This window comes from Levilactobacillus tujiorum, from assembly GCF_012641185.1.
Classification (GTDB): Bacteria; Bacillota; Bacilli; order Lactobacillales; family Lactobacillaceae; genus Levilactobacillus; species Levilactobacillus tujiorum.
Map to the genome: position 1 here is coordinate 54,295 of NZ_JAAXLK010000016.1, position 17,759 is coordinate 72,053.

At 48.3% G+C, this 17,759-nt stretch carries 15 protein-coding genes and 1 riboswitch; of the genes, 6 read left to right on the forward strand and 9 right to left on the reverse strand.

Features of this window, described 5'->3' with window-relative positions; all coding sequences use genetic code 11:
- Positions 1–47: 47 nt before the first annotated feature.
- From HF569_RS08735 to HF569_RS08750, 4 genes are all read right to left on the reverse strand, one after another.
- The gene (locus HF569_RS08735) at positions 48–863 is read right to left on the reverse strand and encodes a hypothetical protein (protein ID WP_168902136.1); all 816 of its coding nucleotides are present in this window, start codon (positions 861–863) and stop codon (positions 48–50) included.
- Between the two features lie 104 nt (positions 864–967).
- The gene (locus HF569_RS08740; protein WP_168902137.1) at positions 968–1,933 is read right to left on the reverse strand and encodes a beta-galactosidase small subunit; all 966 of its coding nucleotides are present in this window, start codon (positions 1,931–1,933) and stop codon (positions 968–970) included.
- Entirely contained in the window at positions 1,917–3,803 is a 1,887-nt protein-coding gene (locus HF569_RS08745) for a glycoside hydrolase family 2 TIM barrel-domain containing protein (protein WP_168902138.1), read from the reverse strand. Before HF569_RS08745 ends, HF569_RS08740 begins: the two co-directional genes overlap by 17 nt.
- Positions 3,804–3,983: 180 nt before the next feature.
- On the reverse strand, positions 3,984–4,832 hold the full coding sequence (locus HF569_RS08750; RefSeq protein WP_168902139.1) for an Ig-like domain-containing protein: 849 nt from the start codon (positions 4,830–4,832) through the stop codon (positions 3,984–3,986).
- Positions 4,833–5,137: 305 nt separating this feature from the next.
- Here HF569_RS08750 and HF569_RS08755 point away from each other — a divergent pair, with 305 nt between their 5' ends.
- Both HF569_RS08755 and zwf read left to right on the forward strand, forming a co-directional pair.
- Positions 5,138–6,382 carry a glycoside hydrolase family 28 protein gene (locus tag HF569_RS08755; protein WP_211089691.1) on the forward strand — a complete coding sequence of 415 codons (1,245 nt, stop codon included), beginning with the start codon at positions 5,138–5,140 and terminating at the stop codon, positions 6,380–6,382.
- A gap of 453 nt (positions 6,383–6,835) precedes the next feature.
- Entirely contained in the window at positions 6,836–8,323 is a 1,488-nt protein-coding gene (gene zwf / locus HF569_RS08760; protein ID WP_168902140.1) for a glucose-6-phosphate dehydrogenase, read from the forward strand.
- A 67-nt stretch (positions 8,324–8,390) separates the two neighbouring features.
- Here zwf and HF569_RS08765 read toward each other — a convergent pair whose 3' ends face one another.
- On the reverse strand, positions 8,391–8,843 hold the full coding sequence (locus tag HF569_RS08765; RefSeq protein WP_211089692.1) for a GNAT family N-acetyltransferase: 453 nt from the start codon (positions 8,841–8,843) through the stop codon (positions 8,391–8,393).
- A gap of 80 nt (positions 8,844–8,923) precedes the next feature.
- On the opposite strand from HF569_RS08765, the gene HF569_RS08770 reads away from it, so the two are divergent.
- On the forward strand, positions 8,924–9,358 hold the full coding sequence (locus HF569_RS08770; protein WP_168902141.1) for a MarR family winged helix-turn-helix transcriptional regulator: 435 nt from the start codon (positions 8,924–8,926) through the stop codon (positions 9,356–9,358).
- A 145-nt stretch (positions 9,359–9,503) separates the two neighbouring features.
- Positions 9,504–10,943 (forward strand): NADP-dependent phosphogluconate dehydrogenase, encoded by a 1,440-nt coding sequence (gene gndA, locus HF569_RS08775; RefSeq protein ID WP_168850433.1) that lies wholly within the window; start codon positions 9,504–9,506, stop codon positions 10,941–10,943.
- Positions 10,944–11,130: 187 nt separating this feature from the next.
- Here the strand turns inward: gndA and HF569_RS08780 are convergent, their stop codons facing one another.
- Both HF569_RS08780 and HF569_RS08785 read right to left on the reverse strand, forming a co-directional pair.
- The gene (locus HF569_RS08780) at positions 11,131–11,394 is read right to left on the reverse strand and encodes a hypothetical protein (RefSeq protein ID WP_168902142.1); all 264 of its coding nucleotides are present in this window, start codon (positions 11,392–11,394) and stop codon (positions 11,131–11,133) included.
- A gap of 93 nt (positions 11,395–11,487) precedes the next feature.
- A complete protein-coding gene (locus tag HF569_RS08785) occupies positions 11,488–12,129 on the reverse strand; it encodes an SDR family oxidoreductase (RefSeq protein ID WP_168902143.1) in 642 nt (213 codons plus the stop codon).
- 489 nt (positions 12,130–12,618) lie between these two features.
- Between HF569_RS08785 and HF569_RS08790 the strand changes: the two genes are divergently transcribed.
- Together HF569_RS08790 and HF569_RS08795 are read left to right on the forward strand one after the other, a co-directional pair.
- Positions 12,619–12,966: a hypothetical protein gene (locus HF569_RS08790; protein WP_168850436.1), complete on the forward strand. Its 348-nt coding sequence runs from the start codon at positions 12,619–12,621 to the stop codon at positions 12,964–12,966.
- A gap of 180 nt (positions 12,967–13,146) precedes the next feature.
- On the forward strand, positions 13,147–14,151 hold the full coding sequence (locus tag HF569_RS08795; RefSeq protein ID WP_168902144.1) for an aldo/keto reductase: 1,005 nt from the start codon (positions 13,147–13,149) through the stop codon (positions 14,149–14,151).
- Positions 14,152–14,223: 72 nt separating this feature from the next.
- On the opposite strand, the gene HF569_RS08800 is transcribed toward HF569_RS08795, so the two are convergent.
- Together HF569_RS08800 and HF569_RS08805 are read right to left on the reverse strand one after the other, a co-directional pair.
- Positions 14,224–14,787 (reverse strand): peroxiredoxin, encoded by a 564-nt coding sequence (locus HF569_RS08800; RefSeq protein WP_168902145.1) that lies wholly within the window; start codon positions 14,785–14,787, stop codon positions 14,224–14,226.
- Positions 14,788–14,996: 209 nt separating this feature from the next.
- Positions 14,997–15,167: riboswitch (M-box (ykoK) riboswitch) on the forward strand.
- 866 nt (positions 15,168–16,033) lie between these two features.
- Positions 16,034–17,320: a cation:dicarboxylate symporter family transporter gene (locus HF569_RS08805; RefSeq protein WP_168850443.1), complete on the reverse strand. Its 1,287-nt coding sequence runs from the start codon at positions 17,318–17,320 to the stop codon at positions 16,034–16,036.
- Positions 17,321–17,759 lie beyond the last annotated feature (439 nt).

The following is a 17,759-nucleotide window of genomic DNA, read 5'->3' on the forward strand; positions in this document are numbered from 1 at the left end:
ATCTATTTCAAGAAGACGACTGCTATTTTGAATAGGTATCACTTGAACTAGCCAAAGTCATTAACAATTCCAGAGAAGTATGGCTTATCGTTGACGGTGTAATTATCCCAGGTGCTCCCATAATAATCATCATCGAAGGAACGGCTACCCGTCGTTTTAAGATTGGTGATCTTGAGCTGATACTTGTGAGCACCGATCTTCTTCCCCGGCAGGCCCTTAATGTACTTATTGTACCTAACCGTCGTCGTATTCCCCTTGACCGTGGTTTTCGTCATCTTGGCAGACGCTGTCGGTTTATAGAGCTCATACCTGTTCCCGTAGTTGATTTCCATAACCCCACCGTCATCGTATTTTTTCATCGCCGCCCGACTGTAATACTGGATATAATTGTCGAGTGTCAGATAAAACATTGGTGACGCAAAACCACCATTTTTATTTTCTTTAAAGCCATTCCCTTGACGCAGCGCAACCGCACGGATTGGCGCTTTGAGGCTGACCTTTCTAAAGTTAGCTTTTGTCAGTGGCACGGTATCCGTCATGGTAAAGGCCAACTTCTTGAGGCGATTGTAGTGTACCGCCCCAGAAGTGAAGGAAGATTTAACCACTGGACTGCCAAATTTTTGGCTTGAACTCATCACAAAGAGCAATGACCCCTTCTTCTTTAACAAAGGCTTGTAGCCGTTCCCGTGCCACTGTGAAATACCAACATATACGTTGCGCTTAGCTCGAACGTAGCTCCCAAACTGCCCTGGCAAATACTTGCTAGATGCTTGTGCCGCTGCTGGTGTTGCAAATAGTCCTAAACTCGCGATAGCACTGGCCAATAATAACCCCACCGTCGCTTTTTTCTTAAAGTTTAACAATCCAATAACCCCCTAGTATATTCCTAAAAAACACTTTGAATCGTAGCTGCTGTGCGCAACTCAAAATCAAATCAATCTACTTTATCGTAGATCCCCCAGGCCAGCTACTTCGCCACCGGACCAGCGATTACAAAACTAAAGTCGTGGTCAATGTCCCCCGCAATGTGGTAGGCCGGCTCAACGTCGCTTCCCCAACTATCAATGCCGCCGACACCCCGGACCGCGCCGTACACGGTTAGAACGGTGCGCCGGGCCAACGGCAACTCTTCCATATGAGTCGCATTCTCTAATTCTTCTGGCGTGTAAGGCAGGCAACTAAAGGCAAAGGGATGTGCGGCCTGCCGCAGTGTCAATTGGAACGGTTGGTGATCGGGATCGCTATTATTTTGCGTCGTGGCGCGGGTCACCGTAACCCACTGCGTTCGCATGTGCATGCCACATTCCTGGGGCACTAAGTATGGCGTCACGGGTAAGCCCTCAACATGGTACGTCCCCGGTTGGCCGCCCGCTAAACGATCGGGATACGTCTCACCCGAAAGGCCTTGGTAGTCAAAGCCCGTCGCCGGCGTGGGACATAGAAAACGTAGCCCCAGTGCTGGCAACTCAGGTAACCCTGCGCGACCAGCGTAATGGACCGCGATGGTCAGTTGCCCGGTCGCCGTTACAGTATAGGCCACATCAACGGTCGTCGCTGGAACCGTCGGCGTCGTGTAGGTGAAAGTCACGGTCACTGTCGTCGCTGTTTCCTTAGCCGTATACCGATTGTTCTCGGGGGCGATTGGCAAAGGAATCGCCTGCCCATCGACCACCACATTAATGGCTGTACACGTTTTAAACATGTCCGCGCCCAGCCAAGTCGCCGCGGCAACTGAAAAGCCGTTGCCCCGATCATTGTCGGTCGTGGCTCGCCAGAAAGCTGGCGTCGGCACGCGGTACAGCCACTCTTTACCCTCTTGGACCAATGATTCCAGCCCGCCCCGATCATAGGCGAAAATATATCGGAATCCCGGCCCACTAAGACCTAGTGTCACATCACCATAAACTACGTTGAGTTTAGTCGTATTGGCCATAATAATGACGCACCTCCTGTAAGGCTGGCTTAGGCGTCCGATCGGCAAAGAGAAGGCCGTCACCAGAAAATTCATAATCAGAATGACGGTCATCAAAGTCTCCGCCATACCGGAGTGCCGGTTGCCCCGTCACCTCGTCTTTGACCCAGAGCGCTTGATCAATGTAATCCCAGATGAAGCCGCCCTGATACATCGGGTATTTCTCAAGCAATGCCATGTAACTGCCCATGCCACCGATAGAGTTCCCCATATCATGCATGTATTCACAGTTCAAGAACGGCTTGGCCGGGTGATTCTGCAGATAAGCCTCAATATCCCGCGGCGGATCATACATCCGGCTCTCCACATCGGAGATACGGTCTGCATAGGCCCGATTACGGTAAACGCCTTCATAATGGGTCAGCCGCGTAGGATCAACCGTATGGTAGAACTGGTCCATGGCGACTAGTGCATCGCCCGCATAGGACTCGTTGCCTAGCGACCAGAAGAGCACCGCTGGATGATTCTTGAACATTTCATAGTTGCTACGCGCCCGATCTAAGATGGCCAACGTCCATTGTGGCAAGCTGCCTGGAACATTATAGGATGGCTCAACGACGCCCATCTTTTGCCAAGTGCCGTGGGTCTCCAGATTAGTCTCCGCCATCATATAGATCCCATTCCGATCGCACAGGTGATACCACAGATCCTGATCGGGATAATGACATGTCCGCACGGCGTTGATGTGGGCAGCTTTGAAGACCCGTTGATCTCGCTCCATATCCGCTACCGTTACGGCGCGCCCACGCTGGGCATCCCACTCGTGACGGTTAACGCCGTTTAAGATCAGCCGCTGACCGTTTAGATAAATGACCTTATCCTTGAGTTCCAACCGCCGAAAGCCCACGGCATAGGGCACCACTTCAACCAGCTGGCCCGCATCATCGACTACGGATAACCTGAGCTGATAAAGATAAGGATCGTGGTGATCCCAACGATGGACGTGGGGCAAAGTCGCCTTGACCGTAAGTTCTTCAGCTACTGCTTGAGTGGTCGTCCAGAGTTGCTCGCCCGCCGCCGTAAATAAGGTGGCGGTAACGGATCCCGCCAACCTTTCTGCCGCGGAAAGGGCTAAGTGGGCCGAGAATTCTCCCGTTTCAAGATCCGGCGTCAAAGTGGCCTGAATAGTTAAATCCTCCACGTGTAGACGGGGCTTGGCAACGAGGCGGACGCTGCGGAAGATGCCAGAAAACCGGAACATGTCCTGATCTTCGAGAAAGGCCGCAGTACTGTGCTTGAAGACTTCGACCGCTAATAAATTCTCTCCCGCCTGTAAGTACGGCGTTAAATCAAATTCACTGCGGCTAAAGCTATCCTCGGCATAGCCCACAAAATGACCGTTCAGCCACAGGTACATCGCCTGTTCGACCCCATCAAACTCAATGCTGACCCGTTTGTGGCGCAGCCCAGCCGCTAACGTAAAGTGGCGAACGTAGGCGCCCACAGTGTTTTCAGGATCTTGGCTAAACATCCCCGGTTCCGGCTGATCGGCCCCTTGGCTGTAAGCCGGACGCCGGTAATGCTTCCCCTCCCAGGGATAGGCCGTATTGATATACTGAATCTGACCATAGCCCGCTAATTCGATATGACCGGGCACCGTCAGCGGTTCAAAATCAGAACGGTCACTGTCTGGTTGATAGAATCCCAGCGGTCGGTGCTGTGGATCACGCGCAAAGGCAAACGCCCACTGACCATCCAGGCTCTGAACGAAACGACTCTTTTGCGTAGCCGCTTCAGCCACCGTCGCATAACCCCGGTGATCGCTATGCGCCGGCATTTGATTGACCCGAAAGGTCTGGGGATCATCTAGCCACGAAATTTCTGCTTTCACGAAGCATCCTCCTTCTTTGACTAAACTTATCACTTTCCATTGTTTACAACTCTATCCTACCAGTAAATTCCGTCAACATTAGCCGCAAGATTCAATTTTTTCAAAAAAAGCCGAACAAAAACCGCCAGTTCATCCAACGACAAACTGGCGGCTATTATTACTATTTAGTATAAAACCTCGCTACTTTGTAAAAGTCCACTTAGCAGCTGGGGCAACGCCGGCCTTAACGGCAACGACTTTGTTCTTGCTGTTTACGATCTTGAACTTCTTAGCAGAAGTGAACCGGAGGTAGAGCGTCTTAGATGTCTTGGCACCCTTAGGCGTGTAAGTAATCTTCCAGAACGTAGGCGTCTTAGCATCAACACTGTACTTAGCGTAGGAAACTAAGGTCTTAACCTTCTTACCATTCTTGTAAAGGTATTGGTTGAAACCAGTCTTTTGGCTGAAGACCATCTTTTGGGAGTACTTGTTAGCCGTGTTAGACTTCCAAGTTCCCGTAGGCGTCTTTACTGAGAAACTAGCTGACTTCTTAGTTGACGTCTTCTTGGCAGTGGCCTTTTTAGTGGTCTTCTTAGTTGCTGCTTTCTTAGTCGTTACCTTCTTAGTAGCAGTCTTCTTGGTCGTGGCCTTTTTAGTCGTAGCCGCCTTCTTGGTAGCAGCAGCTTGAACCCGAATAATCCGGTAGAAGGACGTCTTCGTCTTAGGATTAGTGGCGTAAACATAAACATTACTGTTCTTCTTTAACGTCTTAGCTAACTTAACCGTATACTTACCCGTCTTCTTAGAAGCGGTTGCGGTCCCCAGATCAGTCTTGGCGTTCTTGCTCTTCTTAACGGCAATCTTCGAACCCTTAGTGGCCGTTCCTTTAATGGTTTTGGCATTGCTGTAAACTGATTTAACACTCAAGTTAGGCCCAACGTGGGTTGCTGCATGAGCAGTCACAGTAGGTGTAATTGCCGTAGCAGGAACCGTTGCCCCAATCGTAAATACAGTGACCAACCCAGTCATTGCAATCATAAACTTTTTCATTATTTTCCTGACCCCTTATATTGACCGATATAGTACCGGTAAATTATTTTTTAACCGCCTTGTAGTATAACAGATTTTTTACTCATTAGTGACAAATTTATAACGAGGAAGGGGCTTCTTTAACAACACTTAAAACAAATTAAGTTGTTAGCCACTTTTAGATGATGATGACCGTCAGAACGGCTTTCATCATCGTTTGCCGGCTTGTCGCGGTATCGCTTACATTTTGTGTTAAGCTAAGGGCGTAGTCCTGACTTTTAGCAAGTAGCTTCCTTAAATCTGACAGCAAAGGTAGGTCATCCATTATGAAAATAAATATCCTCGATACTGCTGTTTATTCCGAAATTAAGTCCAACGCGACCGCCACGATCCAGGCCGCGATTGATCAATGTGCCGCAGCCCAAGGGGGTGAGGTCACCATCCCCAGTGGCCAATACGTTATCGACGGCCTCCAACTCAAGACGGGCGTGACCTTGAATCTAGAGGCCGACGCGATTCTACGCGGGAGTAGTCACGAGCAATCCTACTGCCATCGCCCCGGGCCCTTTGAGCTCAATCGTCACCACACGCCGATTTCCGGACTGATCTTTGCGAAGGGGCAACGTAACATTGGAATTACAGGCGAAGGCCATATCGACGGAAACTACCAAGCCTTCATTTATCCTCATCAGGCGGAGGCGGTTCACCTTAAATTCTATCGGTATCCCCGGCCCATGACGATCTACCTAGAAGACTGCACGAACGTCACGCTGACACACATTACCGTTGAAAGCGCCCCCTTCTGGACGATTCATCTAGTCGGCTGCCATAACACTGAAATCAGCTACCTCGCCATTCATAATGAGATGCGCATGCCCAACACCGATGGCATTGATATTGACCGCAGTAAGAATACCTATATTCACGATTGTGAAATTACCACTGGCGACGACGCCATCTGCCCGAAATGTACGGAAGAAACTGCCCGCTATGGCAACTGTACCGACCTAACCGTAACGAATTGCTTCATTAAAACTCAGAGCGCGGCCGTAAAGTTCGGGAGTAGTAGCTTTGGCAATTTTGAAAACTGTCACTTTCAGCAACTCACCATCCGTGACACCAACCGTGGACTGGCCTTTCAGCTTCGCGATCCCGGGAGCGTAACCAACGTGAGCTTCGAGGATATTTCGATCGTCACCAAGCACTACAGTAAAGAATGGTGGGGCGCGGGCGAACCCATTTACATCACGCTCCTGCCTCGCGACCAGCAAACCGATCTGAGTCAACAGACCATTCGCAACGTCCGCTTTAAAAATATCACCTGCAACGCGGAGAACGGTATTTTCTTGGCAGCCGACACGCCGGGAGCCATCAGTGGTATCCGCTTCGAAAATGTCACGCTTACCTTACGTCAGAAGGCCGGCACACCGGTAAACTTTGATCTCCGTCCCTGGCAAGGTACCTCTAAAATCCAGCAACCCTTACAACTCATCACCGACCTAGCCGCTGCCGACGTACACTTCACGCACGTTGAGGGGAAGTTTCCGGAACGATTGACTGTAACGTTGTGAAGCGGGCCAGCACCTACTCGAAAGACCCAATCCCCCCCTCCCAACAATTTCCCCTAAAAAATTTTTAGAACATTTCAACTCGCTTAACGTTACTTAAGCGAGTTTTTTTGTTAGACTGTGGGTGATAACGGTTTCATAATTTTTCTTAGGGCCACTTGTTTCCATGGCCTTTCGGCTTAAGCGAATTGGCTTTCATGAAAACGATGAAATCGTGTAATCATTGTTTTCACGCTATTGCAACCGGTTGTCTAAATTTTAAATTCTTGGTTTAAAAAGGTCGCATTTCACAGCAAAGGGGCGTATAATAACTTCCGAAGTGGTCTAGACATAACTTCTGGACAACTCGCGGATTCACGGTTGGTTGCCCCCACTCGTGAATAACCGATGGCAACACTCATTTTTTGTAGACACTGCTCATATAACGGATTTTAAAACTTAAGGAGTGACGATCTCGTGCCAACTGAACGTAAAGCTGTATTCTTATTCTTCGGGGGAACTGGTGACTTAGCTTACCGGAAACTCTACCCAAGTCTGTTTAACCTGTATCGCAAAGGTAACTTACGATCCCATTTCGCTGTTATCGGGACTTCCCGGGCGAAATTAGACGATGACAAGTTCCGCGCTGCTATCAAGAAGTCCTTAGCCGATAGTGGTAACCGGACTGACTCCAAGGAAGCCAACGACTTCATCTCGCACTTCTACTACCAAGACCACGACGTTACCGACACGGCTCACTACGCCGTTTTGAAGGAACTCATGGACAAGTTAGACAAGAAGTACAAAACCGAAGGACACCGGATCTTCTACCTATCAATGGCACCTCAATTCTTCGGTACCATTGCTCAAGACTTGAAGACGCAAGGCTTACTCACTGAAGGTAAGGACGCCTTCAACCGGCTGGTTATCGAAAAGCCATTCGGTCGTGACTACGACTCTGCTAAATTATTAAATGACGCCTTAAGCAAGTCCTTCGATGAAAATCAAATTTTCCGAATCGACCACTATTTAGGTAAGGAAATGATTCAAAACATCGAAGCGCTACGTTTCGGCAACACTTTAGTCGAATCCCTATGGAACAACCGGTATATCGACAACATTCAAGTCACCTTGTCCGAAAAGCTGGGGGTCGAAGAACGGGCTTCCTACTACGACAACAGTGGTGCCTTACGTGATATGGTCCAAAACCACATCATGCAAATCGTTTCGCTGCTGGCTATGGAACAACCTGTGGCCTTCACGGATACTGATATCCGAGCTGAAAAGGTCAAGGCTTTACGGAGTCTTCGCGTTTACAACGTGGCTGATGCCGCAACTAACTTCGTTCGGGGCCAATATGGTTCTATCAACGATCAAGCTGACTACCGTCATGAAGATAATGTCCCTCATGATTCAACGACTGAAACTTTCGTGGCTGGGAAGTTGTTATTCGACAACTACCGTTGGTCCGGAACGCCATTCTACATTCGGACCGGGAAGATGTTAGCCGACAAGTTTACTCGAGTTGACGTCGTCTTCAAGCGGCCACTCGTCGACATCTTCGCCTTCCCACAAAGTCAAAACACGCCATTGACGGCCAACGTTTTGACGATCTTCGTTGAACCACACGCTGGGTTCTCACTGCAATTAAATGCCAAGACCAACGACACTGGCTTCTCAACGGAACCAATCAAGTTGGACTACCTGGTTGATGCACAGAAGTCTAAGGATACGCCAGAACCTTACGAACGCTTATTACACGACGTTCTGAAGGGTGACGGGACCAACTTCTCCAGCTGGCCAGAAGTTTCCTACGCTTGGAAGTTTGTGGATCAAATCCGTCGTGTTTGGGACTTACAAGAACCACAATTCCCTAACTACACGCCACACTCCATGGGACCAGCTGCTGCTGAAGAACTGATTCAACGTGACCACCGTGAATGGGTTTACCGCTTAAACAACTAGTTTATAAGAAAACACCGTTACCACGATCTTTGCCGTGGTAACGGTGTTTTTTAGTCTCCTCTGCGATTTACTCAGCCAGCTTCATCGCCCGCTTCGTCATTCGAATATGTGGGGTCCCGTTAAATTCAAAGACGTCCCCGGTGGCCTGATAACCAAATTTCTCATAGAAACCGCGCTTATCGACCTGGGCCTCAATGCTAATTGGTAGCCCGGCATAATCACGTTGAATTTCCGCTTCAATTTGTGCGACCAACTGACGCCCAACGCCTTGCCCACGGACTTCCGGAATGGTCAAAACCCGGCCAAAAGTCACGGCACCCTGCTCGACGAAGACGCGGGCATACGCCACTAATCGGGAGCCTTGAAAGCCCATGACATGGTGGGCCACGGTATCCACCTCATCAATTTCTTGGTAAATGCGCTGTTGCGCGACGACAAAGGTTCGAATACGTTCATATGCAATCTTATATAAATTCTCTGTAGAAAGACCATCCAATGTATTTATTGTCCATTTAATCATGTTATAAAGCCTTCTCTGTGTTAAAATATGTCTAACATCATCTCATATTTTAATTTCAAATGCAATCAAAAGGAGAAACCATGCCTAATTCATTTCGTAGCATCGGCCTGATCGCTCGGGCCACCGCAGTCATGGGCAACCAGCTCTTCACTAGCGATGATTTACAAAACAGCCAATTCATCTATCTCATGCGGATTGTCGAAACGCCCGGGATTACCCAAACGCAACTCGCTAATCAGCTACACGTTGACCCCTCGACTTGCCTGCGGACCGTCCGTAAGCTCATCGCCCACCAGTACGTGGCCCGCCAAACGGATGAACACAATAAGAAGCAACGTCCGCTAGTTGCCACTGCCCAAGGACAAGCCCTTTATCCGGAACTCCAGGCTTACGAGCAGCATATCCTAGCCATCGGGACGCACGGGTTATCCGCTGGCGAACGGCTTATTTTGGAAGAACTTTTAGGCAAGGTAGCCAACAACATTCAAGAGTATCAAGCGACTCAAAGCGAATAGTTTCGTGGGCAACGAAATTTTTTTACAAAACAGTTAATTATTTTGAAAAAAAGCAGTCAAATGAGTTCCCTTTTAAATTGTTCAATGCTACACTAGGAGTTGGTAAAACTGAAATCAATCTTAACAAAGTAAAGGAAGGTTTCTAATGGCAGAAAAAGCTAATATTGGTGTTGTTGGTATGGCTGTCATGGGCAAGAACTTAGCCCTGAACATTGAAAGCCGCGGTTACACGGTTGGGATCTACAACCGTTCATCCAACAAGACGGAACAAGTTATGAAAGACCACAGCGACAAGAAGTTAGTTCCAAGTTACACGGTGGAAGACTTCGTTAACTCTTTGGAGACGCCACGGCGGATTCTTTTGATGGTTAAGGCTGGTAAGCCAACTGATGCCGTTATCCACGAATTGCTTCCTCTGTTGGACAAGCATGATGTCCTCATCGACGGTGGGAACACGAACTTCCACGACACGATGGCTCGTAACGCTGAACTGGACAAGTCCGGTATCAACTTCATCGGTATGGGTGTTTCCGGTGGTGAATTAGGTGCCTTACAAGGTCCTTCCCTGATGCCAGGTGGCCAAAAGGAAGCTTACGACTTAGTTGCCCCAATCTTAGAAAAGATTGCTGCTAAGGCTGACCAAGACGGCAAGCCATGTGTATCTTACATCGGCCCTAACGGTGCTGGTCACTACGTTAAGATGGTCCACAACGGTATCGAATACGGTGATGAAGAGCTGATCGACGAAAGCTATAACATCATGCGTAACGTTGCTGGTATTTCCATTGACAAGATGGCTGACATCTTCAAGGAATGGAACAAGGGCGAACTTGACAGTTACTTGGTTGAAATCACCGCTGACATCTTAACTCGTAAGGATGACTTAGGTGACGACAAGAACTTATCCATTTTGGATGCGATCTTGGACCGTGGTAACAACAAGGGTACTGGTAAGTGGAGTTCTGAAGACGCCTTAGACGTTCAAGTCCCACAATCAGTAATCACTGAAGCCGTTTACGCTCGTTACATCTCCATGTTGAAGGACGAACGTGTCAAGGCTTCTAAGGTCTTAGCACCAGCCGAAAAGCAAGGTAAGGTTGACACCGGTGACGAAACTGAATTCGTTGAAAAGGTTCGCCAAGCCCTCTTCTTTGGTAAGTTAATGAGTTACGCTCAAGGCTTCGAACAACTCCGGTTTGCTTCTGAAAAGAACAACTGGGACTTGAAGTTCGGTGAATTAGCACAAATCTGGCGTGCCGGTTGCATTATCCGGGCCCAATTCCTGCAAAACATCACGGATGCCTTCGACAAGGATCCTAACTTGACCAACTTGCTCTTTGACGACTACTTCAAAGAAGTTGCCGCTAAGTACCAACAATCAACGCGTGACGTTGTCGCAATGGCCGTACAAGCTGGTATTCCTGTACCTAGCTTATCCGCTGCTATTACTTACTACGACAGCTACCGTGCTGAAGTCTTGCCAGCTAACTTGCTGCAAGCACAACGGGACTACTTCGGTGCCCACACCTACGAACGGCGTGACCGCCCTGGTGACTTCCACTACTCATGGTACGAAGAACAATAAATCATTAATTTGTTTTGAAAGAGATGCCAACTACGGCGTCTCTTTTTTTGTCGTTTTTTAGCGGTACCCACTCGTTTCTCTGGCGTCGTCAGCAACTCGGACAAACAAAAAGATGATTGCCATCCCCAAATTTCAGGAATCTGCAATCATCTCACTGGTTCTACAGCACGACTTGATTATTCAGTGTCTATTGGCGCGTATGGCCTCGGTGAGTCGTCCCCGCAAGATTATCCATCAATGCCATTTGAATGGCGTGTAGGCTCTCCCAGTGGTCAATTTCCGTGGCCAGGCCCGCTTCCCACTGGGCCTTCTGGCGACTCTTCTCAATAAACCGGTCCCAGTCTTGGTCCGCAGTGGCTTGATCGGCAGTCTGCCGCCACTGGGACCATTCGTTCAGGTGGTCAGCCAACACTTCAACTTCAGGTGGAGCGATCAGTAATTTCTCAGTCATGGTCGTCGCCTCCTTCGGCAAAAACTAACAGACAGGTTATCTTTTCTATAGCTCAATTATACCATACACTATAAATTATTACGACTATAATACTTACAATTGGGCCAGCACCTCAGCAATAGATAAGTCACCGCTCAACACCGGAATTGTCTTACCGATGGTCTGCGGGGCGTGCAATGCCGCTACCATGAAGGCGGCCAGGTCAGCACGCGGAATGCTGCCAACGGCCAGGGGATCACTCTTAATATGTCCCGTTCCCGGGTGAAAGGAGAGTGCTCCCGGCTGAACGATCGTATAGGCCAGGTTGGTCTGATGAACCAGCCAGTTGTCAGCGTAAAATTTAGCCGCATACAAGGGTTTCAACGGCTCAGCCCACCGATTACGATCCTCGGCAAAGAGCATGCTGATCATTAAGAACCGGTCTACCCCAGCGATCTGCGCGGCCTGCATCGTCTTCACAGCACCATCGAGATCAATCAACAACGTCATATCATCCTTGGTGCGGCCACCGGATCCCGCTGCAAACATGATCGCCTCACAGCCCATTAACGCACTGGCAATCTTTTCCGGCTTGGCTAACAGATCTAGGCGGCGGACCGCAATGCCTTGATCCTCCCACTCTTCACCGTCTTCGTCCGGTCGTAATCCCGCAATCGGGACATCCCCACGCGTATGTAATTGCGTGACCAGCTGGTGCCCCGTTTGACCGTTGGCACCGATCACTAAGACTCGCATATGCTGTCCCCTCCTTCTACCTTTTACTTTCAGTATACACTAGCTAAAGGTTGAAACTTAAAAAGGTTCCGTAAAGGCCATGGCATTACGCTTTTGAAAAATAGATAAACAGATAATTTCTACCGCCTTGCCGTTCGCCAAAATTGAGCGGGACCGCTTCTCAGGCCGCAGGCGGTCCCCACAGCAGACGGAATCTCTGCCAGCCGCAGGTGACAGGTTTAGCCTATTCTTCAGACTAAAATCCTTGTCACTTCAGCATTGGTAACGATTCTAGTCCTTTCAACCTTTAGATACACTAGTTTAAATCGCCCTCCGTCCTCCTCATCTAAGGGTAAATCGGCTAATGATAGCGCTTAAATTGATTTACACCAAAAAAATTTAGATGAGTTTCCTTTACGAACGCGGGAAATGTGCCATAATAAAAAAGGGGCACCGATCGACCAACCGACCGATACTCACGGCAACACAGAATTTGAGGAGGTCTCCACTTTGCAAAACCAAGATTTAACGATTACAGATCTGGACGAACACGCCCAAGCAACCGCGCTCACTGATTTCGTTCACTTCTATCTCGAACATTATCGGACCAACGATCTCGAAATTTTATCACAGTTCAAAGTTGACTACGCAATGAACGATATTAACCAATACCTTTATGCCAACCGTAGCTTCAGCCCAGACGAGCTGGCTACCGGCGTTCTGGCTTACAAGCAACACATGTTTGTTGAAATTCTAAAAACTATTAACTTACCCTTTAACGAAAACGGGTCACTCAAGGACAACACTTGGGACGGCTGGTACCAACAAGAATTCGCTAAGATTCCTCAGGGTAAATAACTTATCTGGAGTCAACGCTCCCCACAAAACGCACTCGGTATTCCTGATACCTGGTGCGTTTTTTTCGTGGCCAACTGTGAATTCGTTTTCATTTACATTCGAAGACCCGTATAATTGAATGTAACGATTGCTGAGCGGATAAACAACTCAGTTAGTTATTCAATCATGGGAGGAATCAGCATGTATTTAGCAGATGCACACCGTTACGATCACATGCAGTACCGTCGTAGCGGAAATAGTGGCCTTAAACTCTCCACAATTGGGTTGGGCTTTTGGCACAATTTTGGCAGTGTCGATCCATTTGATAACCAGCGCGCTATCGTTCACACCGCCTTTGACGCCGGAATCACTTATTTCGACTTAGCCAACAATTATGGACCCGAACCCGGGAGTGCCGAGACCAACTTCGGCCGGATCATGGCCCGCGACATGCGCCCCTACCGTGACGAAATGATCATCACGTCCAAAGCCGGCTACCTGATGTGGCCTGGACCATACGGCGAGTGGGGCTCACGTAAGAATATCATCGCCAGCGCTAACCAAAGCTTGCGGCGACTACAACTGGACTACGTGGATATTTTCTACTCCCATCGGCCAGATCCGAACACGCCCCTTGAAGAGACGGCCTTGGCCCTGGACCAATTGGTACGGCAAGGCAAGGCGCTATACATTGGGATTTCCAATTACGACCCGCAGCAAACCAAAGCCATCAAGGCCATTTTCGACGACCTGCACACCCCTTACATCGTGCATCAAAGCCGCTACAGCCTCTTTGATCAACACATCGCGGACAACGGCTTGTTACAAACTCTAACCGAAGAACAAACGGGCCTGGTGACGTTCAGTCCGCTTGCCCAGGGCTTACTAACCGACCGCTATCTACACGGTATCCCGGTTGATTCGCGCGCCCACAAGTCCTCCAGTCCCTTCCTCCATGAAGACAACGTGGAACACACTATTAAGACGGTCAAGGCCTTAAATGACTTGGCCCAGCAGCGAGGGCAATCCCTCGCACAGATGGCGATTGCTTGGCTACTGAGCCAGCCCGTCGTCACCTGCGTCCTAGTGGGAGCCAGTAGGCCGAGTCAACTCCAAGATAATCTGAAGGCCTTTACCAACACGACGTTCAGTCCCGCCGAAATCGACCAGATTAACGCCTTGTTAGCCAAAATGCCGCAAGCCTAACTAAATAGTAAGCGTGGATCCCCAACTAAACGGAATCCACGCTTTTTTGGTCATATTTAACTAAAATTACCTTTAAATCTTACCTACCAAATCGGTTCCCGGTTTCAACGTCTGTTCACCCTTGTGCCAGTTAGCTGGGCAAACCCGATCGCCATGTTCGGCGACAAATTGGGCAGCAGTCAGTGTCCGTAAGATTTCCGCGGCATTTCGTCCGATACCCATATCATTGATGGTGTATGAACGCACTTTACCAGCTGGATCGAGGATGAAGACACCCCGAAAGGCTTGACCAGCCGCTTCATCCAAGACACCGTAGTGCCGCGCCAATACCCCTGCTGGATCAGCAATCATGGGATAGGTCACTTGGCCGACTTCGTCACTCTGTTCATGCCAAGCTTGGTGAACAAATTCCGTGTCTTCAGAAACACTGTAGATCTCCGTATTACTTTGTTGGAATTCTGAATAGTGGGCTGCCAGGTCACCTAATTCAGTGGGACATACAAAGGAAAAGTCTGCGGGATAGAAAAACAGGATTGACCAATGGCCTAATAAATCATCCTGCGTCAAGGCCTTCACCTCGCCATTTTGAAACGCATTTACAGAAAAATCGGGTAACGCTGAACCAATAAAATTCATAATAAATACTCCCCTCATTTAGCAAATTTCGATTCATCCCTAGCATACCCGCTTCTTCCGACAAAATCAAGAATCATTCTAAACTAGCTGCAAAACCGCCACCTTTTATAAATTTATCAATAGTTTGTTATTATAATTATTATTCGATTTTTATGAGGTCAAAAGGTTGCTAACTTTCTGAAAATAGGATATACTATACACATAGATAAATTAGAAGCTGTTAGGTGAGGCTCCTATACGGAAAATGCTACTGCTCAGAAACGTCGAGAAACGCCAATGAGTCAGCTGTTCAGGTCAGATTAAGGCCTGTTCTAATGTAGCTGTTAACGAAACAACTAACTACGCCGTATAGTGCTAAAACTCAACGACTGGCTTACCGTCCACAATCATGTTTTTTATTGTGCGCTTAGCTAGTCGTGGCTAAGCGCTTTTAATTTACCCGCAGTTGTCACTGTCGATTAGATTATAGGAGGTGATTGAACATGACAACACAACGTATAGATGATCCTGGAGCGTGTTATTACTCGCCGGTGGGAAAGTTGCAGTCAGTTCACGCCTCTTGGTTGACGCTTTGAGGAAAACTGTTCTCTAGCTTTCCCTTTCCCGGACCCCGTAGCTTGATGCGGAGGTTCGACTGGTAGACTTTAAACTGAATCAGCTGGTCACTTTAACTCAGTCGCTGTCGGCATTGTAACCGACCGCATCACGGCTGACCTTCCCGAGACCGTTCGTGTTCCAGCTGGATTCAAACCACTTAATGGAAAACGCAAGCTAGAGTTACTCAGTTTTTCTCGGCCCTATGATAACCATAATGCATTGACGTGCTAGTTAAATAGTCGCTTCACCGTTGAGGGAACTCAATGGGGAGAAATCCACTTGTAACTGACGCCGATTCAACTAGGCTGGTTTTTAATCTCTAATAGTCGATACGATTCAACACAATTCCAACACTTAATCCTGATTATCATGTGCCGGTAGCACCCATGGGCTGATGGGAATCACCCCGCAAGGCTACCTTCCCCACAGTTAATCTGGTTTCTGCAATCATAAAGCGCCCCAACATTTGCGAAGAATGTTGGAGCGCTTTTTTAGGTTATCCCTGCCATGGGTAGACCTTCTATTCACAACCAGTGCTATGTATCAGTCATCATCCGTTGTGAAGTCATCGGTGACCTTGGCATTCACGATACCACGTTAAAAATAGACAAATAAAAATCCACTCAATAGCGAGTGGATTTTTATTTGTCTATTTTGCTTTGGCAGCGTGTAGCTCTGCCAAGTAATTTTGGCTCTTTTCTTCACTAAATTCATGCTCTGAACGACCAATAACGACCGTTGCTAGCGAGTTACCGACCACGTTAACGGCGGTCCGTCCCATATCAACCAACCGGTCAATCCCGGCAATGAAGGTCAACCCACTCATTGGTACCCCAATGGTAGAGACCGTTGCCAACAAGACCACGAAGGACGCTCCCGGCACACCGGCCATCCCTTTACTGGTAATCATCAAGACGACCAGCAAGGTGATTTGCTGTCCTAAGCTCAAGTCAATGTGGTAGGCCTGGGCCAAGAACAGTGCCGCCAATGACTGATAGATAGCCGAACCATCAAGGTTAAACGTGTATCCCGTGGGAATAACGAAAGAAACGATCCCTTGGCTAACGCCGAACTTGTCCATCTTATCGATCAACCGGGGCAAGGTCGCCTCGGAGCTCGCCGTGGAGAAGGCTAAGACTGCCTCATCCTTGATCACGAACAGCAGGTCTTTCAAACGAAAACCGAACATGCGCGCAACAATTCCCATAAAGACTACGATGAACAGTGCCATTGTCCCGTAAGCCAGCAGGATGAAGTATCCCAATGGGGCTAGCGCTGAAATCCCCATTTGGGCGATGGTTACCCCGATCAGTGCACAAACCCCAATCGGTGCCGTATGCATGACCCAGTTCGTGACACGGAACATGACTTGCGATACAGCGTCTAGAAAATCAATGATCACTTGACCTTGTTTACCGATAGCCGCCGTTCCTAACCCAAAGAATACGGAGAAGAAGATGACTGGCATCATGTCCCCTTCACCCAACGATTTGAAGAAGTTCGTCGGAATGATTCCCAACAAAGTCGCCCAGATGCCCGAATCCTTCGCAGATTTGGCCGAGGAGACGTACTGACTGATGTCTGAACTATGTAATTGATGAATGTCGATAAAGCTCCCAGGATGGAAAATATTGCCAATCAGCAGCCCCAGCGCAATCGCAATGGTCGTCATCACTTCAAAGTAGATGATCGTCTTCCCACCAATTCGACCTAGCTTATGAATATCCCCCATATTGGCGATCCCCACCGTCAGGCAGGAAACGACGATGGGCAATACAATCATTTGAATCAAGCTGATGAACATATTCCCAATATTCTGCATGGCCGTAATCGCCATCTTATTCTCGTAGAAGATGACCCCCAGCACAATTCCCAAAATCAACCCAATTAGAATTTGCCAGCCCAAACTCAGGCGATAGCTACGATATTTTTTCATAATTACTTTCCACCTATTTTCTAAAGATAGATACTGATCATTTATATAACTTCTCTTATGTCCTGTGGCTTTCCCACAACACTAACTATGATAGCACAAGCCTATCACGTAACCAAGAGCACAACTGTAAAGATATTCGAACGGAATCATTAATCCAATAAGAAATTGTTCGTAAAACATGTTCTAATGAGCTTTTAATAGACTGACAGCAAAGGCGTCAGCCCACCTCACATCTTAGGATACCAGCCGGAGACAGCACTTACTGAATGTACGTACTATTGCATTCGGTTGTTTCCAATTTAATTTAGTCCGTTTAAAAAAATATGTAAAAAAAGAACCCAATCACTGGGTTCTTTCGTTCGCGTGGCAACGTCCTATCCTCGCAGGGGGCGATCCCCCAACTACTATCGGCGTGCTAAAGCTTAACTTCCGTGTTCGG